Below are 2830 nucleotides of genomic sequence, written 5' to 3' on the forward strand. Positions count from 1 at the left end.
ATCCGGTAAAGCCCTGGCAGATGACCTTGGTGTTTTCGTTGACGAGGACTGCCATCGTCTTATCCCTTCACCGCTTTCACGATCTTCTCGGCCGCGTCCGACAGGTTGTCGGCGGCGATCACGTTCAGGCCGGAGGAGCGGATGATCTCCTTGCCCTTCTCGACGTTCGTTCCCTCGAGGCGGACGACCAGCGGCACCTTGAGGCCGACCTCGTTCACCGCCGCGATCACGCCTTCGGCGATGATGTCGCAGCGCATGATGCCGCCGAAGATGTTCACCAGGATGCCCTTCACGTTCGGGTCCGAGGTGATGATCTTGAAGGCCTCGGTCACCTTCTCCTTGGTGGCCGAACCGCCCACGTCGAGGAAATTGGCGGGCTCCGAGCCGTAGAGCTTGATGATGTCCATCGTCGCCATGGCGAGGCCCGCGCCGTTGACCATGCAGCCGATCTCGCCGTCGAGCGCGATGTAGTTGAGGTCGTATTTCGAGGCCTGGAGTTCCTTGGGATCCTCCTCGGTCTCGTCGCGCAGCGCCATGATGTCGGGCTGGCGGTAGAGCGCGTTTCCGTCGAAGCCGAGCTTGGCGTCGAGCACCTTGAGGCTGCCCTCGTCGGTCACGATCAGCGGGTTGATCTCGAGCATCTCCATGTCCTTCTCGACGAAGGCGCGGTAGAGGATACCCATCAGGTTCACGCATTCCTTGACCTGCTTGCCCTCGAGACCGAGGGCGAAGGCGATGCGGCGGCCGTGGAAGGCCTGGTAGCCCGTGACCGGATCGACCGCGAAGGACAGGATCTTCTCGGGCGTGCGGGCGGCCACCTCCTCGATGTCCATGCCGCCTTCCGTCGAGCAGACGAAGGAGATGCGAGAGGAGCCGCGGTCGACGAGGAGCGCGAGGTAGAGCTCGCGCGAGATGCCGGAACCGTCCTCGACATAGACGCGGTTCACCTGCTTGCCCGCGGGCCCGGTCTGGTGCGTCACCAGCGTCCGGCCGAGCATCTTCTTGGCCTCGGCCTCGGCCTCCTCCACCGACTTCGCCAGGCGCACGCCGCCCTTGTCACCGGCGTCGGCCTCCTTGAAGTGGCCCTTGCCGCGGCCGCCGGCGTGGATCTGCGCCTTGACGACCCAGAGAGGCCCGTCGAGCTCGCCGGCCGCCGTCTTCGCCTCTTCCGCGCGAAGAACCACCCGGCCGTCGCTGACCGGGGCGCCGTACTGACGAAGAAGGGCCTTCGCCTGGTATTCATGAATGTTCATGAAACTGTCCCGTCCTTGGTGGTGTTTCGACCCGGATAAGCACAACCCACGAGGGCAATAAAACGGCATTCTGCCGCAGTTGCGGCCTTTCGACGAAAAAAGCGACATTTGTGATCACAGGCTCAAAACGTGTGATCACAAATGATGGGGGTCAGAGGTATGCAACGGTATGCCGAAACCGCGATCGGCGCGACTCAGCCGCCTCCCGCCGTCTGACGGCAGCTTGTTCCGGAACCCTCTCCCCCGTTTCGCGTTCGTACGATGGATGACACACAGCGTACGGAGTGGATGCAGATGGCCGATCAAGGCGGCGGCAACAGGGACATGAAACTCATCGGACTGGGGCTGCTCGCGGCGGTCGGCTGGGTCATCGCGATCTGGTCGCTCGTCAACTCCGGCACCGTCGAGGACCGCCTCGCGCAGGTGGAACTGGACCTCCAGGAACAGCGCGAGACCTCCGGCAGCCTCGACGAGATGCGCACGCGCATCGGCGAACTCGAGCCCGAGTTGCAGGCGCTCGAGGGCGAGCAGACGGCCTTGCAGGAAACCGTCTCGGGCCTCGAGGGCGAGCGCACGCGCCTGACGGAAGAGACCGCGACGCTGTCGGCGCAGGTGGAGGAGTCGCAGGCGCAGCTCGCGCGGCTCGAGGAGGAGGTGGCGCCGCTGCGCGACGAGATCGACACGCATGCGACGCGGCTGAACGACCTCGAGACGGCCATCGAGACCTCCGAGCAGCGCCTCGCCGATACCGACGAGAGGCTCGACGCGGCCCTCGCCCGCGAGGAGGAGGTGCGCACCAACCTCGCCGCACTGGAGGAGGAGGCCGCGTCCGTAACGCAGCAGGTGTCGGAGGCGGAGTCGCGCCTTTCGGACCTCCGCGAGGAGGAGAACCGCCTGCGCGAGGAGGCCGACCGGCTGACCGGCGAGCGCGACATGGCGCAGGAGGAATTACGGCAGCTCCGGCAGGAGATCGCCACGGCGGAGGAGCAGCTTTCGCAGATCCGCGCGGCGGTGGCCGCCGCCGAGGAGCAGCGCGCGTCGCTCCACTCGATCCTGACCGCGCTGACCGAGGAGACCGAGAGCACCGCCACGCGCCTGAACGAGTTGCAGACCGCGCTCGCCTCGGAGGAGGCGACGATCGTGGAGTCGGGTCAGGACACCAACGCGAGCGGCGACGGCTCGGATCGGAGCGGCGATGCGTCGGCCGGGGGTTCCGGCTCGGATCAAGGCGACAACGCGTCCGATCAGGGCTCGAGCGAAGCCGGAGAAGGGACTGCCCAGGAAGACGCCTCGGGCTCGACCGGCGAGGACCAGCGCGAAGGCCAGCCGACCACCGCCGCCGCAGGCCAGCAGAGCGGCACGGAGGACGGCGGCCAGGGCATCCCGCTGCGCATCGACAGCTCGGGGCGGGCCGTCACGGGGGAGACACAGTAGCGCCGGGGCTCAGCCCGGTGTGCCCGCCCGCGCCGCGATCTGGAGCATGAGGCGCGCCGCCAGCGCCATGTCCTGGACCGACACGAACTCGAGCGGGCCGTGCACGTTCTGCATCCCCGTGAAGAGGTTCGGGCAGGGCACCC

The 2830-nt window shown here is 67.0% G+C and carries 2 protein-coding genes and 1 pseudogene; 1 reads left to right on the forward strand and 2 read right to left on the reverse strand.

What is annotated here, in order from left to right; genetic code table 11:
• Window positions 1-59: 59 nt before the first annotated feature.
• Complete coding sequence (gene sucC / locus ACTS11_RS06135; RefSeq protein ID WP_442639453.1) at window positions 60-1253, reverse strand: ADP-forming succinate--CoA ligase subunit beta; 1194 nt, start codon at window positions 1251-1253, stop codon at window positions 60-62.
• Between the two features lie 324 nt (window positions 1254-1577).
• Between sucC and ACTS11_RS06140 the strand changes: the two genes are divergently transcribed.
• Window positions 1578-2687, forward strand: coding sequence for a hypothetical protein (locus ACTS11_RS06140; RefSeq protein ID WP_442639454.1), 1110 nt, complete (start codon window positions 1578-1580; stop codon window positions 2685-2687).
• A gap of 9 nt (window positions 2688-2696) precedes the next feature.
• Here ACTS11_RS06140 and ACTS11_RS06145 read toward each other — a convergent pair.
• A pseudogene (locus ACTS11_RS06145) lies at window positions 2697-2830 on the reverse strand (peptidase T); the annotation flags it as partial.

The organism is Roseicyclus sp. (assembly GCF_052168335.1).
GTDB lineage: Bacteria > Pseudomonadota > Alphaproteobacteria > Rhodobacterales > Rhodobacteraceae > Roseibacterium.

Coding starts and splice junctions, on each gene's coding strand:
- ACTS11_RS06140 (WP_442639454.1), top strand. CDS start 1,578: ATGAAACTCATCGGACTGGGGCTGCTCGCGGCGGTCGGCTGGGTCATC.
- sucC (WP_442639453.1), bottom strand. CDS start 1,253: ATGAACATTCATGAATACCAGGCGAAGGCCCTTCTTCGTCAGTACGGC.